Origin of the sequence: Aestuariimicrobium sp. T2.26MG-19.2B (assembly GCF_950101875.1) — a bacterium.
Taxonomy (GTDB): domain Bacteria; phylum Actinomycetota; class Actinomycetes; order Propionibacteriales; family Propionibacteriaceae; genus Aestuariimicrobium; species Aestuariimicrobium kwangyangense.
This window is the reverse complement of sequence record NZ_CATNLW010000001.1, coordinates 2,051,500-2,073,317: the sequence shown is the minus strand read 5'-3', so window position 1 is coordinate 2,073,317 and position 21,818 is coordinate 2,051,500. Positions and strand designations below refer to the sequence as shown.

The following is a 21,818-nucleotide window of genomic DNA, read 5'->3' as shown; positions in this document are numbered from 1 at the left end:
CCACCAGTCAATCCACGCCACCGCCGGTTGTCGAACCGTCCCGCATCCCTAGACGGAACCCTTTGAGCGCACCGCTGCCGCAACCAAGAGCAGCCAGCCGGCGGCCGGCCTCGTCGAGCACCTCGTCCGACTTGCAGAAGGTGCACCTCACCAGGCTGGCCACCTCGCTGCGGTGTTCGGGCTGGACGAACGCCGACACCGGCACCGCCACCACCCCGGCCAGTTCGGGAAGTCGGTGACAGAACTCCTCCGCGTCGCGCCACCCCAGGCGGGCGACGTCGACCACGGTGAAGTAGCCCGCCTCGGGCACCGACACGTCGAACCCGGCCGACAGCAGGGCCGCACACAGCCGGTCACGCTTGCCGGTGAGGGTTCGCGCCAAGCCGGCGAAGACCTCGTCCGGCAGGGCGAGGCCCACGGCCACGGCGGGCTGGAAGGGCGCCCCGCCTGAATAGCTGAGGTACTGCTTCACGGAGAGGACGGCCGTCACCAGGTGTGCCGGCCCGCTGGCCCAGCCCACCTTCCACCCCGTGACGGAGAAGGTCTTGCCAGCCGAGGAGATCGACAGCGTCCTCTCGGACCCGCCCGGGAGCGTGGCCACGGGCACATGTCGTCCTTCGTGCACGAGGTGCTCATAGACCTCGTCGGTGACGATGGTCGCGTCGTGACGATGGGAGAGTTCGACCACCAGCTCGAGCACCGCGCTACCCAGGACGGCGCCGGTGGGGTTGTGGGGGGAATTCACGAGGATCACCCGGGTGCGGTCGTTGACGGCTCGGCGCAGGTCGTCCGGGTCGGGTTGCCAGTGGGGGAAGCGCATCCGTACCGGCACGAGTACGCCACCTGCAAGTGCGACCACGGCCGAGTAGGCGTCGTAGGTGGGTGAGAGGCAGACCACCTCATCCCCCGGTTCGACCAGCGCGAGCAGCGCAGCCGCGAGGGCCTCGGTGGCGCCGGCGGTGACCACCACCTGGGTCTCGGGATCGAGGTCGAGGCCGTACCAGTGGCGCTGGTGGTCGGCGATCGCTGCCCTCAGCCCCGCCTGCCCGGGTCCTGGCGGGTACTGGTTCACGCCGTCGGCCATGGCCCGATGGGCCGCCTCGAGCACCTGGGCGGGCCCGGGCTCGTCCGGGAACCCCTGACCGAGGTTCAGCGCGCCGGTGCGTGCCGCCAGCGCCGACATCTCAGCGAAGACGGTCTGCCGGACGCCGCCGCCCGTGTCGAGCAGGCCGGCGCCGGCGATCGTCCGCTGCCAGGGGCTGTACTCCCCCGGTCCACGGCCGGTCAGCGGGGTCCCCAGGGTGCGGGCACGGTCTGGAAGCCGTTCATCACGGCCGACAGCCGCATGGCGCGCTCGGAGCAGTAGACGTCCTCGAGCAGCATCGGTTCGCCGTCGGGCCCCGACAGTGGCACCCGCCAGTTCGGGTACTCGTCGATGGTTCCCGGCTGGTTCTGGGTGAGCCGATCACCGACCGCGTCGGTGAGAGCCACGTTGAGCACCCGGGCAGGGGTGCGGAGCAGGAACCGGTGCATGCCCAGCACGGTCGACTCCACCTCGTCGACGCCCTCCTCGGGCACGATCAGACCCAGGTCATGCAGATGGGTGAGCAGTCGACGCTGCTCCTCCTCGTTGTGGGCCAGTTCCTCCTCCAAGGTCTCGGTCAGCAGGCCCAGGTCGTGGCGCAGGCGCACGTGGTCGCCCGCGAGGTAACCGGTGGTCGGCGGCAGGTCGTGGGTGGTCACCGAGGCCATGCAGTACTCCCGCCAGTTCTCGGCCGGCAGTGGGGAGCCGTCGGGGAGGTTCTCGAACCAGAGCACCGAGGTGCCGAGCAGTCCCCGCCTCGACAAGTAGTCACGCACCCACGGTTCGACGGTCCCGAGGTCCTCCCCGATCACCAGCGCCCCGGCGCGGTAGGCCTCCAGCGCCAGGATCCCTATCAGGGCCTCGTGGTCGTAACGCACGTAGGCACCGTCCTGGGGTGATCCACCCGCCGGCACCCACCACAGTCGGAACAGCCCGATGATGTGGTCGATCCGCACCCCACCGGCATGCCGCAGCACTCCCGCCACCAGTTCGCGGAAGGGGGCGTAGGCGAGGTCGGCCAACCGGTCGGGCCGCCACGGCGGCTGCCCCCAGTCCTGCCCCGACTGGTTGAACTGGTCGGGCGGGGCGCCCACGGTCACCCCTTGGGCGAAGACGTCAGCGAGCCGCCAGGTGTCGGCACCGGCGCCGCTCACTCCGACGGCGAGGTCCTGGATCAGTCCCAGCGCCATCCCGGCGTCCTTGGCGGCCTGCTGGGCCAAGGAGACCTGGTGGTCGCAGTTCCACTGCAGCCATTCGAAGAAGCGCACCCGATCGGCATGCTCACGGGCGAACTCGGCGACCTCGGGAGAGGTGGGACGCCGCAACGCCTCCGGCCACTGCCGCCAGTCGGGCCCGTGCACCTCGTAGAGGGCCGACCAGACGGCGAAGTCACGCAGGGATCGTCCCTCCCGCCGCAAAAACCCCTCGAAGGCCATCTGCCGGGCGGGCGGCAACCCCACCTGGTAGAGGATCTCGAGCGCCTCGAGCTTGGCCGCCATCGCCTCGTTCCGCTTGATCTGCACGGCACCGGCGAGGTCGTCCCACAACTTCGACCGCAATCGCTCGATCCGGTCGCGGGTGGAGTCGTCGACACCGGCGAACTCGGGAATCGCCTCCGGCCGCAGGTACAGGGGATTGACGTAGGTGCGGCTGGACGGCAGGTACGGCGAGGGCTCCATCGGGGCCACCGGCTGGGCTGCGTGCAGCGGGTTCACCAGGATGTAGTCGGCGTAGGTCTGGGTGCGCGCCCAGGTGCTCAGGTCGGTCAGGTCGATCAGGTCGCCCACTCCCCAGGACCGCGACGACCGGACGCTGTACAGCTGCGTGGCGTAGCCCCAGACTCGGCGGTCCCCCAGGCTGCGGGGGAACCCGACGAAGATGGGGGTCACGATCAGCGACGACTCCTGTTCGCGCCCCTCGTTGAACAGCACCAGCCGGTGGTAGCCGAGCGGGAGGTCTGCGGGCAGCACGAAACTGGCCTCCCCCGTCCAGACACCCTCGATGTCGCGATCCGCCTCGTCGTTGACGGTCTGCCCCAGAGGGATCAGCCGTCCGTCCTCGGTGCGCACGCTCACCCCGGCAGGCGACCCACCCGGCACGTGCACGTCGATGGTGCGCACCTGGCCCTGTTCCATCACGACGCAGGCTGGCAGGGCTCGTCGCCACCGTCGGATCCTGATCTCGTCGACGGCCGCAGCCGCGGTTTCAGGGGTGGACGCATCGATGCCGAGGGCGCCGAGGATCGTCACGACCGCCGATTCCGAGATCTGGGTGTGGCGACCCTTCCAGTCCCAGAACTCCGTCGCGATGCCGAAGTGCTCGGCCAGGTGATTGAGGGCGTCATTGTCCAGTGGCACGGCGAACAGCCTAGCCGCGGCGGACGGGGGGCGGGCTCAGCTGGTGCTGATGACCTGGGTGCGGGCCAGTCGGTCCTGCAGGGCCTGGCAGCGGGGCTTCTGCAGGGCGGCGAGACAGGTGACCAACGTGACGATGCCGACCGAGATGTCGACGAGGGCCGCCCCACCGACGACGACGGCCCGGATGATCGCCTCACGCCAACCGATGGTGCCGCGGCCGCGGTCGACGGGGACGATGCGCAGCCCGAGCGCCATCTTGCCCAACGTGCGCGAGGTGAGGCCGACCATCAACAGTTGGTAGGCGAACATGACGGCCACCCAGACCAGCGCGATCGCCGAGACCGGTCCCTGGATCTTCTCGGCGAGTTGGATGGAGTTGCTGAAGGAGCCGGTGCTGACGGCAGAGGAGTAGACCGCCAGGTACTCGCGCACCCAACGGTAGGCCAGCGGCAGCGCGATCGCCGAGACGACGAACCAGTCGATCAGGCGTGCCAGCAGCCGTTGGCCGAAGCTGGCGAGCGGTACCCCGTCGGCCGTGGCCGGGCGCAGCATGCCCAGGGCGTAGCCAGCCGGAACCTGGGTGGGGTGCTGGACGCCCGGGGTCGCGCCCGGTGCCAGCTGATGCGGTACGGGCGACTCGTGGGTGGGCTGACCCGAGGACGAGCCCCAGGGCTGACCGGACGACTGCCCCGAGGGTTGGGGGGTCGGGCGCGAGGAGCCGGACTGGCCGGTGGCCGCCCCCAGACCCGACGACCAGCGCCCATCGGGCTGGGGATCACGCACGTTGTGGGTCCAGCGAGTGCCCTCCCAGTACCGCTCCTGCTTGGGATCGTTCGGGTCGGGGTACCAGCCCATGGGCGGCAACTGCGGATGATCGGTCACCGCTCCAGTCTTCCATGCCGCACCGAACCGACCTCCGAAGGCACCCCAGAGGCCGGTGAGGCCGGACCGCGGTGCTGCGACAAGCGATCCTGCCCGGTGCAGGGAACTCTCACCCAACTCTCAGACCGGGGAGGCAGACTACCCAGACAGCACCACCCAGAAGGGTGGCCGTGGAAGTATGGGAAGGCAATGGACAAGATCGGTCGCTACCGCCTGACCCAGCGCATCGGCGCGGGGTCGTTCGCGACCGTCTACAAGGGCCACGACGACGACCTCGACGTCCCCGTCGCGATCAAGGTGTTGTCGTCGACCTGGGCCCAGAATGCCGACGTGCGGCGACGCTTCGTGGCCGAGGCCCGACTGCTGCGCCGCATCCGTGACGAGCGCATCGTCCGCGTCTACGACATCGGTGACACCCCCGACGGGCTGCCCTACTTCGTCATGGACTACGCCGACGGCGGCACCATGGAGAACCTGCGCAAACACCTCACCGCCCCCGGACGAGCCCTGCGCCTGTGCGCCGAGGCCTCGCGGGCCCTCGAGGTGCTGCACCGCCACAACCAGATCCACCGCGACGTCACACCGGGCAACGTGCTGCTCACCCATTCCGCCGCCGGGGTCCGTGTCATGTTGGCCGACCTGGGGGTCTCGGAGTCGCTGGTCGACAAGTTCGGCAGTTCCGCCACGGCTGGCACGCCGGCGTTCATGGCGATCGAGCAGGCCAGCGGCGCCCCACTCGACCATCGCAGCGACATCTACTCGATGGCCGCTGTCACCTACTCCCTGCTGACCGGGCACGCTCCCTTCCCGGTGAAGACCTTGGAGGACCTGCTGGGACGCAACCCGAACGTGGGGCCGCCCCCCGTCTCCGACCGGATCGGCGCGCCGCCGGAACTCGACGCGTTGTTGTTCGACGCCCTCTCACCCGACCCCAGTCGTCGCCCCCAGTCGGCCGAGCAGTTCGCCACCGCACTCGATGCCATCGCCGAACTCATGCCCGGGGGTGAGACCTACATCCCGCTGCCACTGGAGGGAGGGGGACGCGGGGCGACCCTGCCCCCCACCACCAACGGTCATGCCATCCCGTCCGCTCCCCTGCCGACCAGTGGCGGCGAGTGGGCCAGCAGTTCCCACCGCAGCTTCCGCTCGGTGGACGACCTGAACACCGTGGCGCCGCGCAACGAGACACCGGCGTCGATGCTCGAGCAGTACCTGGGCAAGGGGCGCTACCAGCCGGCGCCCGTCAAGGAGCGGCACTCCTGGGGCTACTACCTGCTCGTCACCAGCGTGCTGGTCGTGGTCTTCGTGCTGGTCACCTTCCTCACGATCAACTACCTGACCTGACCTGAGCCCCATGGCCAGGGTCGGGGACGTCCTGACCCCGCTGGGCTACCGCGGACCCACCCCGGCAGTCGCGTTGCGCACGGGCCCGATCCGCAGCGAGGCGCCGAGTGCGAGTACTGCCACCAGGGCCATCACCGCGAACACCGAGGCGAAGACCGTCGCCGGGAGGTGGTTCGTGCGCAACCCCGCGAACAGCGTGCCGGCGATCCCCACCAGCAGCGCGTTGCCCATCGACTCGCTGACCTGCAGCGACGAGGTGTTGCGTCCCAGCTTGGCCGGTGCGCTGAGCTGCATCACCGCCAACGTGCCCGAGGCGGTCGAGAATCCCATGCCGAGACCGCTGACCGTCCAGCCGATGGCGATCAGGGCCAGCGGCCACCCGAACCACACCGACGCAGCCACCAGACCGACCCCCACCACGTGGCAGGCGGTGCCCAGTTGGATGAACTGGTCACGCCGCACCCGGAACCAGGACCTCGACTGGAACCACGAGCCGAGAGTCCAACCGATCGAGCCGATGGTCAGCGCCAGACCTGCCTCGAACAGGGTGAGCCCGCGCAACTGCACCAGGGTCAGCGGCAGGAACGACTCGGCGGCGAAGAAGGTTCCCGCCTGCAGCAGGCGCGCCCACGACACGGCAGCGATACCGGGGGCCAGCCGCAGGAATCCGGGAGCCATCAGGGGACGGATCGACACGGCGATGGCCACCGCCGCAACCACGGCCAGCACGAGACCGGTCCAGTCCAGACGTTGACCGCCGGCCTGCAAACCGGCCAGACCGAGCGAGACGAGCACGGCTGCCCAGATGGGCACGGCCGCCGACTGTTCCGGGTGGGGGCGCAGGTGCTCACGCATCCGGGCCAGGGGACGCACGCACAGCAGGCTGGCCACCACGAGCACGGGGATCACGCTCCAGAAGACGTGGTGCCAACTCCACCGATGGGTGAGCCAGGCGGCCACGGGCGGGCCGACGAAGGCGGGCAGCACCCAGCAGAAACTGAAGGCCGTCATCAGCACGGCGCGACGGTGCTCGTCCCACAAGCGGGCGACGATCACCATCAGACTGACGTTCAGCAGTCCGCCTCCCAGACCCTGGACGAATCTGGCCGAGACCAGCACCACCATGGTGGGGGCCAGGGCTGCGAGCGTGAGTCCGAGACCGAACAGTGCCACCCCGACCACCGCCGGACGGACGGGACCGAACGCGTCGCACGCGCGGCCGCCGAGCACGGTCGACAGGCTCATGCCGATCACGAACAGCGAGAAGGCCCACGCGAACAGGCTCAACTGCCCCAGTTCGGCCGCGGCCGCCGGCATGGCCGTCGCGACGGCGATCGCCTGGAAGGCGACGGAGAAGACGATGGTCAACACGCCGACCGTGAGTGCCCGAAGGCTCGGGGGCTCGACGTCGCCGACCACGCCGACCCGGGTCTGGTCACTCACCTGCTCTGCCACCCGCCCCATCCTGCCAGTGGTGCGGGTTTCTGCTGTCAGCCGACCGTGTCGCGGGGGTGGACGGGCTCGGTAGAATGCAGCGCATGAACCAGCAGTTGGCCCCCGGATCCCAGACGGTCGTCGACGAACGCACCCAGGAGTCGTTCGATCCCGGTGACCATGAGCGGTTCTCGCACTACGTGCCCAAGGCCAAACTCACCGAGGCCATGGTGATGGGCACGCCCGTGGTGGCCCTGTGCGGCAAGGTGTGGGTGCCCCACCGCAACCCCGACAAGTACCCGGTCTGCCCCGAGTGCAAGGAGATCTGGGAGTCCTTCCAGGACGGCAAGGGCGGCAAGGATCCCGACCGCTGAGAGGCGGCACCGACCGGACGCCGCCGGCTCCCTGACCCCGCCCGTCGTGGCTCAGGTATGTCGTGGCTCAGGTATGTCGTGGCTCAGGTATGTCGTGGCTCAGGTCAGTCCTGGCGCAGCGACGCCAGGTGAGCCAGGGCGAGGTCGTATCCGCCCAGGCCGCAGCCCACGATGATTCCGGTCGCACCGGCCGAGAGCACCGAAACGTGGCGCCACTGTTCGCGGGCGTGCACATTCGAGATGTGCACCTCGACGTAGGCGGGGACCATCGCGGCTGCGTCCCCGATCGCCCGGGAGTAGTGGGTCCAGGCGCCGGCATTGATGACCACGGGGATCGAGGCATCCGCGGCCTCGTGCAGCCAGCCGATCATCTCGTGCTCGGCGTCGGTCTGGCGCACCTCCACCACCAGGCCCAACCCTCGTCCGGTCTCGACCAGATGGTCGGCCAGTTCGGCGTGGGTGGTCGCGCCGTAGATCTCCGGTTGGCGACGACCCAGTCGTCCGAGGTTCGGTCCGTTGAGCACCAGCACGTCAGCCATGGCGGCAGCCTATCCGCAGGCGCCCGGTCCGAGCAGGGCGACCGTGGCAGGGAGACTCAGAACGCGCCGAGGCCGATCCCCAGCCAAGCGGCCCCGAACAGGCCCTTCTGCAACAGGGTGACGTAGGTCTCCATCGACGACGTCTGCGTCATCTCGCTGCCTGCTTCGACCACGCAGACCCGCACGTCATGGGCCTGAGCGGCCGCCAGCAACTGGGACCGCTCCTGACGCACCTGGGCATCGCCGGCCGGATCGTCCAGCACCACCAGGACCGGCCTGGTCTCCTCCCCGTCCTCGAGCGGATCGGCGAACACGTCACGTTCGCGCACCCCCTCGATGACGGGCAGGAGTTCGCTGGCGTCGGCGGCCAGGGCGGCTCGCCCCGACGATCGGCGGATGGCTTCCGCGACCCGGCGCGAGGCGCGGGCGGCCAGGACGGTGCCTCCCCAGACCAGGGGCTGGGCGTCGGCCAGGGCCACCGCCAGTTCCTTGGCGGGATTGGTGGTGAGGTCGCGGTGCGGAGACGACTCCTCGGCGACCAGGTCAGCGGCATCGGCGACCTGTTCGGGGACGACCAACGGCCCCAACCCCAACTGGTGCAGCACGCTCAGCACCTGCACGACGCACGCCAACGCATCGCCGGTGGTGACGGGCAGCAACAAGGTGGTGCGCGAACCCGCGCGCTCCGCGATCGCCGATCCCGGCTGGGCGGCCACCACGACGGCGGCGCCTCGACGCACGGCCTCGGCGACCGAGGCCACCAGCGCCGGATCGGAGCCGGACGGTGCCAGCACCACCACGAGGTCGAGGGCACCCACCCAGGCCGGCAGCCCCGGGTGGGGCCATGCCATGAAGGGCACCGGGCAGACGGGTTCGAGCAGGGCCCGGATCAGCCGCGCCTCGGGACCGACCGCGATCACCCCACGGGGACGCAGCCCGGCCTCGAAGCCTGCCGCCAAGGGCTCGTCCGCCGATCCCTGGGCCTCACGGCGCACCCGCGAACCTGCCGAGGCAAGCGATCGGAGCAGGTCGTCGGCACGCTCGGAGAGCCTGGTCTGTTCCAACAGGGAGTCGTCGAAGTCACCGGCCGACATGGTGGCTCAGTTCTCGAGGGTTGAACGGGCTTCGTCGATCAGCAGCACGGGGATGCCGTCGCGAACCGGGTAGGCAAGTCCGCAGACGGCCGAGGTGCACACCAGTTCGTGGGCGTCGTAGTCGACCGCGAACTTCGAGTGGCAGGCGGGGCAGGCGGCGATCTCGAGGAACTCGGGGGCGAGTTCCAGTTCGCTGGTGGGGTGGGACATCTCAGGCTCCTTCGGGGGTGGGCGCGGGAGTGCGCACCAGGTCAAGGACATCATCGCGGATGGCGGCCATCATCTCGTCGGTGGCGGCCTCGACATTGAGCCGCAACAGGGGTTCGGTGTTGCTGGCGCGAAGGTTGAACCACCAAGGGCGCTGCTCGGCGTCAAGCCCTCGCACGGTGAGGCCGTCGACCCGTTCGATGCTGCCCTTGCCGGCAAAGGCTGCCGCCACTCGCTCGATGGTCGCTGCCTGGTCGGCAACGGTGGAATTGAGTTCACCGGAGTTCGACACCCGCTGGTAGTCGGTGACCAGCGCAGACATGGGCTGGTCGCTGCGTCCCAGCAGGGCGAGCACGTGCAGTGCTGCCAGCATGCCGGTGTCAGCACCCCAGAAATCGCGGAAGTAGTAGTGGGCGGAGTGTTCGCCGCCGAAGATCGCGTGCTCGGCGGCCATCAGTGCCTTCACGTGCGTGTGGCCCACCAGCGAGGTGACCACTCGTCCGCCGAGTTCGGTGACCACCTGCTCGACGGTGCCCGAGGTGACGGAGTTGACCACGATGGTGGCACCCGGCTCCCGTCCGAGCTCCGAGGCCGCGATCAGCGCGGTCACCACCGACGGGGTGATCACCTCACCACGCTCGTCGATGATGAAACAGCGGTCGGCGTCGCCGTCGAAGACCAATCCCAGATCGGCACCGTGCTCCCGGACGGCGCGCTGGGCGTCGACGAGGTTCTCGGGCTCCAGGGGGTTGGGCTGGTGGTTCGGGAAGCTGCCGTCGAGATCGAGGTAGAGGCCGACCAGGTCGACGTCGACCCCGTCGAAGACGGCCCTGACGGTGTGACCTGCCATGCCGTTGCCGGCGTCGACCACCACGGTGAGGTGGCGCAAGCCTGCGGTGTCGACCAGGGAGTGCAGGTGGGCGACGTATCCCGGCAGGGTGTCGACCTGTGCCAGGTCACCCGTGGGCTCGCCCAGCGGGGACTGGTCGGCCTCGAGTTGCAGGGCCCGCTCCGCCACCGCCCGCAGGAAGGCAGGCTCGACCGGGGCGGCGCCGGGGCGGCAGAACTTGATGCCGTTGTAGTCGGCCGGATTGTGGCTGGCAGTGAACTGCACCCCGGCCAGGTCGAGGGAACCGGACGCGAACCACAGCTGGTCGGTGCTGCTCAGCCCCGAGTCGAGGACGTCGACTCCGCGGGAACGCAGCCCGGCGATGAAGGCGCGGCTGATCGCCTCACCCGAGACCCGCATGTCACGGCCGACCACCACCGTGGCCCGCCAGGCCGGGTCGGCCAGGTCGGCCCAGGCCTGCCCGATCCGGGCGGCGCCGGCTTCGTCCCACTCACCGGGGCGTTCCCCACCGGCGACAACTCCACGGATGTCATTGGACTTGAACACGCTCGCCTCGATCACGGGTCGAGACTAGCGCCGGGGCCCACTCCAGCGCGCCTGCCACACCTCCGCCGTCAGCAGTCGTAACCTCCTCTGGGTGACCGGGCACCCGGACCACAGGCTCGGCTGCGGCACGACGAAGGGGGCACAGTGATGGGATCGAGGGTCTGTTCGCGCACGAGTTGTCGGGCCAGGGCCACCACGACCCTCACCTACGTCTACGCCGACCAGACGGCCGTGATCGGTCCCCTGTCACCCGAGGTGGACCCCGCCAGCTACGACCTGTGCGACCAGCACTCGGCCTCGACCTCGGCGCCACGGGGCTGGGAGACCATCCGGATGCCCCACTCCGACGAACCACGTCAGGCCCCACTGGACGACCTTCTCGCCCTCGCCGATGCGATCCGCGAGGTCGGCATGCGGGTGGACGAGCCAACCCCTTCCCCCGAGTTCGGCCGCGACGTGGTGGTGCTGGCCGAGAAGCGGCACCTGAAGGTCATCGCCGAACGCTGAGGCGAGGGCTAGGCTCACCCCCATGCCACGCCACCGCGACCGCCACGACCGCGGCATGCGTGGACCCCTCGTGCCGCTCGCGGCCGAGCCCACCACGCGCCGAGCCGCACACGAGGTGCGCGCCGCCTTCCTCGCCCACCGGAACCCGACAGCCGCGGCGTGGTTCACCGAGTGTCTGACGGCATCGCTGGCGCGGATCGGCAGCCTGCAGCCGGGGCTGCTCGACCACATCGAGGTGGGGGTCGAAGAGGTGCCCACCGTTCGGGAGCATGACACCCGGGTGCCTCTGGCCGCCGCGATGGAGGCCTCAGCCACCCAGCCCGCACGGGTGGTGGTCTATCGCAGGCCCCTCGAACAGCGATCGACCGGACGCCGTCATCTGCGCAGGTTGGTGCATCGCACGGTGGTGGAGCAACTGGCCGCCCTGACCGCCCGCAATCCCCGAGACATCGACCCCTTGGTCGGCGACGAGGACGACTGAGCCTCAGCCCAGCCGCGGGTCCTGGTCGATCTGCACCTCGTTGGACTGCTGGACGGCACCCCGCAACGGCTGCACGGCCACCCCGGAGTTCGCGATGATCGAGGCTGCGGCGATTGGCAGGCCGCTGCTGAGGGTGACCACCTGCCCGGCCTGCACCACCGTGCCGGCGGCCCCCGAGGCGGGCACCCTGACGCGGGTGGTGCGACTGCCCGAGGTGACCTGGACGGTGACCGGCTGAGGATTCGGGTTGGCCACCTGGACCACCCCCGAGGCGGGGATGTCGGTGATGACCGGGGCCAGCGGGGCGCTGCCCACCATGGCCGTGTCGTTCCCGACCCTCACCTCCGCGGTGGCCACGATCGGCTGGTCGGCGGTGAGGTGCAGTGAGGTCGCCTCCCCCTCGAGGGCACCGGTCAGGTCGAGTTGCACGCTCGACTGGGCATCGACCGTGACGTTCTCGGTGCCCACCGGCACGTACTCGCCGCGCCCGTTCATCGCCTTCACGGTCACCTGGGTACGGGTCTCGCCGGGGTTGCCCAGCACCAGCCGGGTGCTGGTCGATCCGGCGACGATCCCCGGGAGGACGACCTCGGCGGCAGGCTGGGTGGCCGCCAACTGGTCGACCGCCCCGTCGATGGTGCGGCTGACCATCACCACTCGTCCCTGGGTGGCGGTCTGCACCACGGTGACCGGGTCCGAACCCGGGGCGAGGACCGAGATGGGCACCACCCTCACCTGTCCCGGCGGGATGGTCAGCCCACGCGAACCAGCGGTGGTGAGTGACCCGTTCACCGAGCTGAGGGCCAGGTTGACGACGGCCTGGGTCTTGTCCGGGTTGACCAGCAACAGGTCCGCGACGCTCGGGTCGGGTACCTGCACGGCCGAGGTGGAGGCTGGTTCGGAGCAGGCGGCGAAGCTCCTGCCGGTCGGCGAACTCAGGTTCACCCCCGGCGGCAGCACGCCACCGGCCTGGTTCTGGGTCACGATCACCGGTGCCGTGATGGGCGCGGTGGCCGAGACCGCGGTCGACTCCGCCAACATGCGTACCCGGGCCCCCGGTGTCGTGCCGCCGACCAGGTCACCGGAGGCTCCCTGCACCGGGCACACCCCCATCTGCAGGGTGGCGACATCGGGAAGTCGGGTGGGTTCCCGCGACTCGGTCGGGCTCACCAGACCGCCCACCACGAGCCCGAGCCCGGCCACCGCCCCGGCGGCCGCGAGCAGGATGCGTCTGCCTCGTCTCATCGGTCCACCTCACCCCGGGCCCGTCGAGGGCTCGCACCGGAGGGTGTCCCGAGCACGGGCGCGGCCAGTCCGATCAGCAGCAGGGCGACCAGCGACTCGACCACCACCGAGGCCACACCCCAGCGACGGGCGGGCGGCTGGTAGGTGGCCCCCTCCGAGACCGTCCACACCCGAGTGGAGTCGTCGACGTATCCGGGTACGAGCCCCGGCGCGTTGTTCAGCCCGCTGGCCTGCGCGGTCGACGGGGACCGCAGCCACAGGTGACCGATGCCTCGTGCGCGCAGGGACTGCGCCAGTTCGTCCGAGGTGGCCCCTTCGGCGATCTGCTTCACCAGCCCACCCAGGGCCAGTGCGGCTGCCTCGTCGCCGGCAGGGTTCTGCTCGCCGGAGCCCCACCGGGGTTGGGTGCGACTGACCACGTTCCACGAGACGACACCCTGGCTCGACAGGTCGATCATCAGGGTTCGCGACCGCCGGGGTGAGTCCTGGACGGCCAGCACGTACGAGGGCAGGGAGGACCGCTGCACGGACAGGGCGGCGATCCGGTCACCCGGGATCCAGGCCACGCCGGCTGCGACCACCAGGGCGAGCGTGACCCCCATCAGTGAGCGCGTCAGCACTCGTCCACCCTCGCGTCGCGCCGCATCGTCGTACGACAGGGCCAACGAGACCACCAGCGCCCCGAAGCCCATCAGCAACCACACGTCGATGGCCGGACGGGCCACGGCTCCGTCGAGCAGGAAGGCACGTTTGCCGAGCACGAGGGCCAGCCCGAAGCTGCTGACCGCGATCCCGATCCAGCCCAGTGGACCGGAGCGCCCGGCGAACGCCGAGACGATGGCGGCCGCCACGGCCGCCAAGGCGGTCGCGGCGATCACGGCAGCGCTGAGCCAGGCCGTCCAGCCGCCCACGGAACCCCCCACGAGCAACCACATTCCTGCGGGCAGGTCGGGATGGGCGGTGGCGAGCGGGTCGGCCGAGGTGAGCATTCGTCCGGGATGGTGCAACAGGCGTGGGATCCAGGTGGCGATCATCGCCGTCGGGCCGACCGCGACCAGCAGGGTCCTGCCGCTCCAGCGGCTGCGCGCCAGCCCGTGCAGGGCGGCGAAGGGGAGGGCAACCAGGGCGAACACGGGAGTCGCCGTGGCCATCACCCCGAGCCAGAGAGCCAGGGAGGCGGGCGCGCGCCACAGTTCTGCGGTGCCGGGCCTGGAGCGCACCTCGTCTGCGACGGCGTCACCAGGACCGGGCTCGCGTCCCTGCCGGTCGAGCGCGAACCAACGCACTGCGGCCAGGGCGGCCAGCGGCATCACCACGGCGGTGAGCGAGGTGGCGAGCAGCCCCCGGCCGGTCGACCCCAGCAGCGCGACGCCCATGCCCCACAGCGCCGACAGTCCAGCCTGCAGCCACCGGCCCTTGTCGCGCAGCACCCACCTCATCAACAACAGGCAGGTGGCGGTGCCGAGCACCGGAGCCCCCAGCACGAGCAGTCGGGCGAACAGTTCCGGGGAACCGAAGGCGAGGGTCGAGCCGAGCGCACTCCATCCGATCCAGGGCGCATTGCTGCCCGGCAGCGCCACGGGTTCGGCGGCCCAGAGCCGATAGGCCTGGCCGAGGTCCTGTGGCGCGGGCAGCAGCCGCGGCCCGACGAGGTGTCCACCTCCGAGGTGGTGACGGGCCACCACCAACGCCGTGACGGCCATGGCCACCAGCACCACGCTGGTGGGTGAGGCCAGCCGCGAACTGGAGCGTCCACCCGAGAAGTCGTCACCGGTGAGCGCGTCGATGGAGGTGTCGGAGTGGTCCTCGCGCAAGTCGCGATAGCGGTCGGCGAAGGAGGCGAACAGGCGTTCAGCCGCGGCCCGCAAGGTCTGTGCAGGGGTCGGACGCAGCGCCCGGTCGATCGGGAGGCCGGCGTTCGGATTGCGCCCATGCATCCGGCGGACCACGGCCCGGTCGCCGGCGATGCCGCGGGCAGCCCGGAACCAGGCGAGCGCGGCCCGGGGTGACTTCCCGAGCAACAGGCCCACGCCCTTCAGCATGGCGGTGAACGTCAACCAGACGAGGGACCGTGACGGATGGGTCGCGTGTGCGGCCACCACTCGCATGCCCCACTGGCGGTCGAGCGCCGGATCGACGCTGCCCGGACGGTCCTGCAGCCGACCGGCCTGCCGGTGGTGGATGCCCGCCGCCGGGGCCGTGCGCACGGTGAGACCGGCCTCCTGGGCGCGCCACCCGAGGTCGAGTCCGTCGCGGTGAAGCGGGACGTCGGGATCGAACCCACCCAGGGCGTCATAGGCGGATCGGGTGAGCAGCATCCCGCAACTCGACCCGCCCAGGGTGTCTCCCGGGTCGAGTTGACGCTGGTCGATCTCGCCGGGATCGATGGACAGATGTCGGTCGCCGGAGAGGGTGACCGACTGCCCCACCTCGCTCACCCGGGTCGCGTGGTTGCGGCGCTGGGGCTGGAGCAGGGCGGGGAAGACAACGTCAGGGGTCGGGTCGGCAGCCGACACCGCAAGCAGCAGTTCCCGCAGTGCGGTGCGCCGGGGTTCCGCGTCGTCGTGCAGCAGCCACAGCCACACGTGGTCACGGGGCAGCAGGGGCACGACGGCCTGCAGGGCCTGTCCGAAACCCCCGGACGGGGCGTCGACGACCTCGTCGAGCAGTCCCTCGTCCACGGCTTTGTCGAGCAGGTCGCGGGATCCGTCACGCGAGTCGGCGTCGACGGCGATCACCAGCCCGGGTCGATCGTCCAGGCGACCGAGCGCGACGAGAGAGCGGGCCAGCCACTCGGCTCCGTCGTGCACCACCAGGATGGCGGCCACCTCAGCAGCCGAGATCCTCGACTGCGGCTCAGGGGTCTCCTCGTGGGCCCAGGCCCATTCAGTCCCGGGCTCGACACTCGGGGCCGGGGAGGCCCGGGAGCCGGCGTCGTCAGGGGTGGCGTCCACCGGTGTGGCGTGGGTCATCAGGCCTCCTCCCCGCCGTGGCGCGGTGCACGTTCGTCGGCCGTGGTGTGGCCCGATCAGGTGCCGAGTCTAGGCGGATGCGTTCATCGGGCAACCCGAAGGTGGCCCGGACGAGAGCGGAACGGGCGAGGACCAGCTCAGGCGCGTCGCTTCAGGCGTCGCCTTTCGCGTTCCGACAGGCCCCCCCAGATGCCGAACCGCTCGTCCATGGCCAGCGCGTACTCCAGGCACTCCCGCTTCACCTCGCAGGTCTCGCAGACCTTCTTGGCCTCCCGCGTCGATCCACCCTTCTCGGGGAAGAACGCCTCCGGATCCGTCTGCGCGCACAGGGCTCGCTCCTGCCACTCGAGCGGTCCCTCGGTCGTCGACAGCACTGTCAGCAAATCGCCCATCGGATTCCTCTCGACCCTCGAAGCTGCCAACCGGCGGCTCCGTTGAATCAAATTACAAGCGTGTGGTTCGACCCACGTCAAGCTGAGGGCGAGAAAAAGTTGCAGATCTTCGGCGTGGCGCGTCGCCGTTTCCGGACGAAGATGTCACGACCGGTCCTGGTCCCGGGGAGCGGGCTCCCAGCTGGCTGGTCCCCGCCGTCCCTCGGGGGTCTCCGTCGGCTCTCCCCAGGTCGACGCGGAGGCACCCGTGGCGGCGTCACCGGCCCGAAGCCATGCCCCACCCGAGGCCTGGTCGGGCTGCCAACTGGGGAGTTGCTGGGCCGATGGCTGCGTGGGTGCACCCCCGCGGACGGACTGCTGGCCCGGCAGCTGAGGGGTCTGGGCGTGGGGTGCCGGGAACTGCGGCGGCGAGGTCGCCCGATCACCCGCCGGATGGGCGGCGACCAGCAGGCAGATGACAGCCAACCCCAGCTTGGCGACCAGTTCGACCGCGTCCCCCGCAGAGGTGGCGAACCGCCACCGGTCGGTCATCAGGGCGACGACCCCGAAGACCAGTCCCACTGCCGCGTCCACGACCAGCAGGCCGCCCAGCACACCCGCCGGGGCGCGCACGTCGAGGCGTGGCGCCGCGGTCGCAGCCCAGACCAGGGCGACGATCGAGGCGAGGGCATGGACGAGGGGCACCAGCCCACCGCCCATGAACGTGGCCAAGGTCGAGGCCTGCGGCAGGCCTCCTGACAGCAGCGAGATCCAGCCGATCGCGAAGGCCGCGACGGTCAGTCCGACCGCGAACCACGCGATTGCGAGTCGATGGCGTTCGACACCTGACATGAGCCCTCCCAAGGATTGATCCGGGTTCACTCTAGATCGGGCAGGCTCACGCGAACCGTGGCCCGACTTCGTCGGCGACCCTGGCGACGAGTTCCTTGACCTGTTCGGCATCGGCCAAGGGGGCGACCATGGTGGCCCGATCGGTCACCACCACGGCCATCGAGCGCAGCCCGGAGACGGCCACCACGTGCTCATCGGAGCGACGGTTGATGACCAGGTTGTCGAACCCGTCGAGCACGACGGTGCACCCCTGGCGGGCATTCCTCCCGGCATCGGTCGGGAGCTGGCCGGCCAACGCCAGGAAGGAGCCGACGTCGTACCAGCTGATCGGGAGTTCAACCGCCACCACCCGCCCGGGCGCCTCCCCCCGCGAGACGGGCTCCATCACCCCGTAGTCCACCGAGACCTTGTGCAGCTGGGGATAGATCTCCGCGAGCCTGCCCGGCTCGGCAGCCAACTCCAGCACCTGGGCATGCGTGGCCGGCTGCACCACGGCCAGCGCCGCCAGCAACGCCGAGGCCCGCCACACGAACATCCCTGAGTTCCACCAGTACTCCCCCGACTCGAGGTACTGCTCGGCCACCCGGCGCTGCGGCTTCTCGGTGAACCCGCTGACGGCGCAGGCATGCATCACCCCGTCGAGGCCCAACGGCCCGCCGCGGTGCAGGTAACCGAATCCCGTCTGCGGCGACGTGGGCACCACCCCGAACGTCACCAACGCATCGGGCACCCGCTCGGCCAGGGTGAAGGCCTCGTCCAACCGTTCCCGGAAGACCGACTCCGGACGCATCACGTGGTCGGCCGTCAGCACCGCCATCACCGCCTCGGGATCGGCGGCCGCCAACACCGCGGCCGGCCAGGCCACCGCGTTCAGGGAATCACGACCCACCGGCTCACCCAGGATGTTGCCCGCCGGCACCTCAGGCACCTGCGCCGCCACCGAGGCGGCATAGTCGGCACCCGTGCAGATCAGGATGCGCTCGTCGGGCACCACACCCCGCACCCGCTCATAGCTGATCCGCAACAACGACTTGTCACCGATCAACTCCAGCAACTGCTTGGGCTCGCCCTGCCGCGACAACGGCCACAACCGCTTCCCCGACCCCCCGGCCACGACCACCACGTAACGCATGACGCGACCCTATCGGCCGCCTGCACCCGACCCACCTAGACTGGCGCGATGCAGGCCACCGTTCTCCACGCCCTCGAGACCAGGGTGCAGCGCGACGGCGCTCGTCCACTGCTCACCTGGTACCACCCCGAGTCGGGTGCGCGAGTGGAACTGTCGGCGGTGACCTTCGCGAACTGGGTCGACAAGGCCTGCAACCTGTGTGGCACCCTCGGGGTGGACGACGAACCCGTACTCGGACTGCCCCTGGTGTTCGACCACCCCGGTCACTGGCTGTCGTGGGTGTGGGTCTTCGCCGGCTGGCAGGCCGGCGGTCGGGTGGTGGTGGCCCCCCGCGACGAGTTGGGCATGGTCGACCTCGCCGTGCTGGGCCCCGAGCATCCCGTCCCGGTGCCCGGCGTCGAGACCGTTGCGTGCTCCCTGCACCCGCTCGGCCTCGGCTTCGGACGACCGCTGCCCGGGGTCACCGACGCGCACGAGATCCTCTCCGAACCCGACGTGCACCTCAACGGCGCCGCCCCTGCCGAGCAGGTGTGGTGGACCGGGTCCCGCGAGGAGCTCACGGGTGCGGCCCTGGCAGGCCTGGCCCCGGTCAGGGGGCGCAGTCTGGTGGTGGCCTCGTCCCCCGAGGTGATGTTGGACGCACTGGTCGGGGCGTTGGTGGGCGGGGGCTCACTGGTGGTCGTCGACGGTTCTGCCCCCGACGATCGGGTGGAGGCCATCGCCACTGCAGAGCGGGCTGCTCGCTGACCCGGACGCGGATCCGGCAACCGCCGAGCCCGCCGGCGCCGAACCTCAGCAGGTGGGGCGGGGCGCTGGATGCGGGTTCGTCCGTTCGTCGGCGCTGAGGCCGCGGACGAAGCCCGCCCCCCACCCCAGGTGCATGACCGCCAGCACCAGCGGCAGGCGCATCCGCGCACCTCGCGGGAGGTCACCCTTGATGGTGGCAGCGCCCATGGCGACCCCGGTCACGTAACCGATGGGGGCGACGAGCGCTGCGGCCAGCAGCCGGTGCTGCCCGACCAACCCCACGATTCCCACGGCCAACCCTGCAGCCGACCCGAGCACCACCACCGGCGGGGCCAGGTAACGGGCGCTGGCCGTCTGGGGATGACGCCTGATCACCTCGCGGCGCCACTTGCCGGTGGTGTAGAACTGCCGCGCCAGGGCTCGCACCGTCGACCGCGGACGATAGGTGACCCGCAGCCCCGGGTTGAACCAGACGAGTTCACCGGCCTCGCGCAGACGCAGGTTCAACTCCCAGTCCTGGGCACGCCGCAGGTCGGGGTCGTATCCCCCGGCGCGCCGGAGGGCATCGCGTCGGAAGCAGCCCAGGAACACCGAGTCGGCCGGCCCCTCGCTCGAGTCGGCCAGGTGGAATGCTCCCCCGCCCAGGCCGATCCGGGAGTTGTAGGCAGCCGCCACGGCGCGCTCGAAGTCGGTGGTGCCCCGCGCGTCCATCAGTCCGCCCACGTTGGCCGCGCCGGTGCGCTGGAGTGTCTCGACGGCAAGGTTCAGGTAGTCGGGGCCCAGTTCACCGTGGGCGTCGACCCGCACCACCAGGTCGTGGGAGCTCGCGTTGATGGCGAGGTTGAGCCCGTCGGGTGTCGTGCCCGTCGGATTGTCGACCACGACGATCCGCGGGTCGTCCGCGGCGAGTTGCTCGGCGATCTCGTGGGTGCGGTCGGTGCTGGGCCCAATGGCCAGCACGATCTCGAGCGGACCCGGGTAGTGCTGGTCGAGCACGCCCTGCAGTGAGGCACGCAGGTGCTTCTCCTCGTTGAGCACCGGCATCACCACGCTCAAGGAGGGCCACTGATCTCTCACGCCCCCATCCTTGCAGCCATCAAGAAACCGCGCAGACCTGTGACAGGTCGTCGTTCTGGGGCTGGGGGGTGCCGTTGTCGTCACTGGCGGGTGCCGTCGGCTTCGCCGACGACCCGGATCCGGCCGCTGTCGTGGGGCTCGACGACGAGCCCGGTTCCCCGGCGGAACCGCTCGGGCCGGCGGCCCCCGTTGACTTCGAGGTGTCAGTCGACCCGTCCGACCCCGACGTGTTCGTCGACCCGGAGGTGCCGCTCGAGCCAGGGGTGGAACTGCGCCTGCTCGGATCGTCCAGGGCCTCGGAGGCCGAGATCCGCTGCTTCACCGTCTGCCGGATCACGGCGAGCTTGGGATTGCCGGGATAGATGAGCGGGGGCGTGAAAGAGACCGAACTGATCGGCTTCGCCTTGGCCTTGGTCGCCAGTGTCATCAACCGGTTCACCTCGCTGGCGGGCACGTCGGTGGCTGCGATCTGCTGCCCCGCGTGTGCGATGTCGTTGAACTTCACCACCACCGTGGCCGGGTTGAGTTGGTTGAGCATGGCGTTCATCACGCACTTCTGTCGGATCATGCGCTCGTAGTCGGTCGACCCGTGCCTCGACCGGGCGAACCAGAGGGCGTGGTAACCGTCGAGGTGCTTGTTTTTTCCCACCTCGATGTAGCCGAACACCTTCGAGGTGCCGCCCCCGATGGGTACCCGCTTGTTGACGTCAAGGGTGATGCCGCCGACAGCGTCGATCAGGGAGATGAAGCCCTGCAGGTCGATCATCGCGTAGTAGTTCATCGACAGCCCCAGGGTCTGCTCGACGGCCTCCTTGGTTGCCTGCACCCCCGGGTCGGCCACCCCCGGGTAGAGGTCCTTGTGGTCCTGGCCCAGCATGTAGACGGCGTTGAGCAGGCAGGAGTGGTCGGGGCACGAGTAACCGTGCGGGTACAGCTTGTGCAGGGGGGACGACGGCGGGAAGTCCACGTCCTCGAGGTTGCGCGGAAGACTGAACAGCACGGTGCGCCCCGTCTGCTCGCTGATCGAGGCGACCGTGATCGAGTCGGGACGAAGACCGGTCCGGTCCGCCCCGGCGTCGCCACCGAGCAGCAGCACGTTGATGCGTCCGGCCGTGGCCTTGCGGCTGCCACCACCGGCGAACACCTTCGAGAGCAGGTCGCCCTGGGCTCGCGCCATCGACCCCAGTCCCAGCGAGCCGAAGAAGACCGCCATCGCCAGCAGCAGCGCACCGATGCCGAAACCCAACCTCGACCGGGGGGCCATGCCCATCGGACGGGCGACCCGCCAGGCGTCGAGCACCAGTGCGGCCCAGCAGACCCCCAACACGATCAGGACCCACTGCATCCGTTTCCAGAACCAGCCACTGGCCAGCAGTGTGACCGCCGGTGTCCGCCAGACGAGCGACACGAGGCCGAGGACGATGACCAGACCGAGCAGGGCACCGATGACGCGCAGCGCCACCACCCCCACCCGCCGGTTGCCACCGACCAACTGGGCCGAGCCCGGCACGAGGATGCTGCCCACCAGGTAGCCGATGCCGCGACGCAGCACCACCCGTTCGCTGCGTTGGGCGACGGTGGGACTGTCTGCGGTGTCGGTCACGGGCGCACCTTTCGCTGCGGGGGAAGGCCGAGGCGCTGTCCAGTATGCGCGGACGACCCGCGGGCTGGTCCGTGCCACGCCGCTGCCACCGTGGTCCGAGGATTGGTCGTCGACCCGGGT

At 70.3% G+C, this 21,818-nt stretch carries 20 protein-coding genes; 5 read left to right on the top strand and 15 right to left on the bottom strand.

Annotated elements, in window-relative coordinates; genetic code table 11:
- Positions 1 to 7: 7 nt before the first annotated feature.
- From QQZ11_RS09180 to QQZ11_RS09170, 3 genes are all read right to left on the bottom strand, one after another.
- A complete protein-coding gene (locus QQZ11_RS09180; RefSeq protein ID WP_284549996.1) occupies positions 8 to 1,183 on the bottom strand; it encodes an aminotransferase class I/II-fold pyridoxal phosphate-dependent enzyme in 1,176 nt (391 codons plus the stop codon).
- Positions 1,184 to 1,284: 101 nt separating this feature from the next.
- On the bottom strand, positions 1,285 to 3,441 hold the full coding sequence (malQ, locus tag QQZ11_RS09175) for a 4-alpha-glucanotransferase (RefSeq protein ID WP_284549994.1): 2,157 nt from the start codon (positions 3,439 to 3,441) through the stop codon (positions 1,285 to 1,287).
- 36 nt (positions 3,442 to 3,477) lie between these two features.
- Positions 3,478 to 4,323 (bottom strand): RDD family protein, encoded by an 846-nt coding sequence (locus tag QQZ11_RS09170; RefSeq protein ID WP_284549992.1) that lies wholly within the window; start codon positions 4,321 to 4,323, stop codon positions 3,478 to 3,480.
- Between the two features lie 189 nt (positions 4,324 to 4,512).
- Between QQZ11_RS09170 and QQZ11_RS09165 the strand changes: the two genes are divergently transcribed.
- Positions 4,513 to 5,667 carry a serine/threonine-protein kinase gene (locus QQZ11_RS09165; RefSeq protein ID WP_284549990.1) on the top strand — a complete coding sequence of 385 codons (1,155 nt, stop codon included), beginning with the start codon at positions 4,513 to 4,515 and terminating at the stop codon, positions 5,665 to 5,667.
- A 45-nt stretch (positions 5,668 to 5,712) separates the two neighbouring features.
- Here the strand turns inward: QQZ11_RS09165 and QQZ11_RS09160 are convergent, their stop codons facing one another.
- On the bottom strand, positions 5,713 to 7,122 hold the full coding sequence (locus tag QQZ11_RS09160; protein ID WP_284549988.1) for an MFS transporter: 1,410 nt from the start codon (positions 7,120 to 7,122) through the stop codon (positions 5,713 to 5,715).
- 83 nt (positions 7,123 to 7,205) lie between these two features.
- Here QQZ11_RS09160 and QQZ11_RS09155 point away from each other — a divergent pair, with 83 nt between their 5' ends.
- Positions 7,206 to 7,475, top strand: a complete 270-nt coding sequence (locus QQZ11_RS09155; protein WP_026378135.1) for a DUF3039 domain-containing protein — start codon at positions 7,206 to 7,208, stop codon at positions 7,473 to 7,475.
- Between the two features lie 104 nt (positions 7,476 to 7,579).
- Here QQZ11_RS09155 and QQZ11_RS09150 read toward each other — a convergent pair whose 3' ends face one another.
- The 4 genes from QQZ11_RS09150 to manB are packed head-to-tail and all read right to left on the bottom strand — an operon-like array spanning position 7,580 to position 10,726.
- The gene (locus tag QQZ11_RS09150; protein WP_284549986.1) at positions 7,580 to 8,014 is read right to left on the bottom strand and encodes a type II 3-dehydroquinate dehydratase; all 435 of its coding nucleotides are present in this window, start codon (positions 8,012 to 8,014) and stop codon (positions 7,580 to 7,582) included.
- A gap of 56 nt (positions 8,015 to 8,070) precedes the next feature.
- A complete protein-coding gene (locus QQZ11_RS09145; RefSeq protein ID WP_284549985.1) occupies positions 8,071 to 9,108 on the bottom strand; it encodes an SIS domain-containing protein in 1,038 nt (345 codons plus the stop codon).
- A 6-nt stretch (positions 9,109 to 9,114) separates the two neighbouring features.
- On the bottom strand, positions 9,115 to 9,318 hold the full coding sequence (locus tag QQZ11_RS09140; RefSeq protein WP_022910834.1) for a Trm112 family protein: 204 nt from the start codon (positions 9,316 to 9,318) through the stop codon (positions 9,115 to 9,117).
- Between the two features lies 1 nt (position 9,319).
- Positions 9,320 to 10,726, bottom strand: coding sequence for a phosphomannomutase/phosphoglucomutase (manB, locus tag QQZ11_RS09135; RefSeq protein ID WP_284549982.1), 1,407 nt, complete (start codon positions 10,724 to 10,726; stop codon positions 9,320 to 9,322).
- A 132-nt stretch (positions 10,727 to 10,858) separates the two neighbouring features.
- On the opposite strand from manB, the gene QQZ11_RS09130 reads away from it, so the two are divergent.
- The gene (locus QQZ11_RS09130) at positions 10,859 to 11,218 is read left to right on the top strand and encodes a DUF3499 family protein (RefSeq protein ID WP_284549980.1); all 360 of its coding nucleotides are present in this window, start codon (positions 10,859 to 10,861) and stop codon (positions 11,216 to 11,218) included.
- A gap of 22 nt (positions 11,219 to 11,240) precedes the next feature.
- Entirely contained in the window at positions 11,241 to 11,699 is a 459-nt protein-coding gene (locus QQZ11_RS09125) for a metallopeptidase family protein (protein ID WP_284549978.1), read from the top strand.
- Positions 11,700 to 11,702: 3 nt separating this feature from the next.
- Here the strand turns inward: QQZ11_RS09125 and QQZ11_RS09120 are convergent, their stop codons facing one another.
- The 5 genes from QQZ11_RS09120 to QQZ11_RS09100 all read right to left on the bottom strand — a co-directional run bounded on the left by QQZ11_RS09120 (position 11,703) and on the right by QQZ11_RS09100 (position 18,271).
- On the bottom strand, positions 11,703 to 12,944 hold the full coding sequence (locus QQZ11_RS09120; protein WP_284549976.1) for a DUF5719 family protein: 1,242 nt from the start codon (positions 12,942 to 12,944) through the stop codon (positions 11,703 to 11,705).
- Positions 12,941 to 15,916 (bottom strand): hypothetical protein, encoded by a 2,976-nt coding sequence (locus QQZ11_RS09115; protein ID WP_284549974.1) that lies wholly within the window; start codon positions 15,914 to 15,916, stop codon positions 12,941 to 12,943. The genes QQZ11_RS09120 and QQZ11_RS09115 overlap by 4 nt, the downstream gene beginning before the upstream one ends.
- Before the next feature lie 137 nt (positions 15,917 to 16,053).
- A complete protein-coding gene (locus tag QQZ11_RS09110) occupies positions 16,054 to 16,308 on the bottom strand; it encodes a WhiB family transcriptional regulator (protein WP_022910829.1) in 255 nt (84 codons plus the stop codon).
- Positions 16,309 to 16,452: 144 nt separating this feature from the next.
- Positions 16,453 to 17,139 carry a hypothetical protein gene (locus QQZ11_RS09105; RefSeq protein WP_284549972.1) on the bottom strand — a complete coding sequence of 229 codons (687 nt, stop codon included), beginning with the start codon at positions 17,137 to 17,139 and terminating at the stop codon, positions 16,453 to 16,455.
- A gap of 46 nt (positions 17,140 to 17,185) precedes the next feature.
- Positions 17,186 to 18,271, bottom strand: a complete 1,086-nt coding sequence (locus QQZ11_RS09100; RefSeq protein ID WP_284549971.1) for a mannose-1-phosphate guanylyltransferase — start codon at positions 18,269 to 18,271, stop codon at positions 17,186 to 17,188.
- A 48-nt stretch (positions 18,272 to 18,319) separates the two neighbouring features.
- On the opposite strand from QQZ11_RS09100, the gene QQZ11_RS09095 reads away from it, so the two are divergent.
- Positions 18,320 to 19,018: a TIGR03089 family protein gene (locus QQZ11_RS09095; RefSeq protein ID WP_284549970.1), complete on the top strand. Its 699-nt coding sequence runs from the start codon at positions 18,320 to 18,322 to the stop codon at positions 19,016 to 19,018.
- 45 nt (positions 19,019 to 19,063) lie between these two features.
- Here the strand turns inward: QQZ11_RS09095 and QQZ11_RS09090 are convergent, their stop codons facing one another.
- On the bottom strand, positions 19,064 to 20,095 hold the full coding sequence (locus QQZ11_RS09090; protein WP_022910825.1) for a glycosyltransferase family 2 protein: 1,032 nt from the start codon (positions 20,093 to 20,095) through the stop codon (positions 19,064 to 19,066).
- A 19-nt stretch (positions 20,096 to 20,114) separates the two neighbouring features.
- Positions 20,115 to 21,698: an LCP family glycopolymer transferase gene (locus QQZ11_RS09085; protein ID WP_284549967.1), complete on the bottom strand. Its 1,584-nt coding sequence runs from the start codon at positions 21,696 to 21,698 to the stop codon at positions 20,115 to 20,117.
- Between the last annotated feature and the right edge of the window lie 120 nt (positions 21,699 to 21,818).